Source organism: Paraburkholderia sp. SIMBA_027, from assembly GCF_046535315.1.
GTDB classification, from domain to species: domain Bacteria; phylum Pseudomonadota; class Gammaproteobacteria; order Burkholderiales; family Burkholderiaceae; genus Paraburkholderia; species Paraburkholderia tropica.
On the sequence record NZ_JAWRWY010000647.1, the window covers coordinates 1 to 269 of the forward strand.

Genomic DNA, 269 nt, shown 5'->3' on the forward strand with positions numbered 1-269 from the left:
GAAGAAGTCGCCGAGCACTTCAACCGGTTCGAGCGCGTCGATGAGGCGCCTTTCGAGGCCGTCGAGCGTATCTCCGAACTGAATCAGCGCGCCTATGAGTTCTTCGTTCAACCATTTGTGCAGGCCATGTCGAACGAAACGACGGCCACACTGCTGCGAACGTTTCATCCGCTGCGCGCGCAGCGATGGGCATTCTCGGACCTGAACCCCTGGTTCGCATGGCTTGGGCCGGCCGCGGACGCGGTCCGGGCTAATCGCCACGGAGAAGG

The 269-nt window shown here is 62.1% G+C and carries 1 protein-coding gene; it reads left to right on the top strand.

What is annotated here, in order from left to right; genetic code table 11:
• Nucleotides 1–269: DUF3141 domain-containing protein (locus tag SB764_RS40605; RefSeq protein WP_410866843.1), on the top strand; the 269-nt coding region annotated here is incomplete at both ends.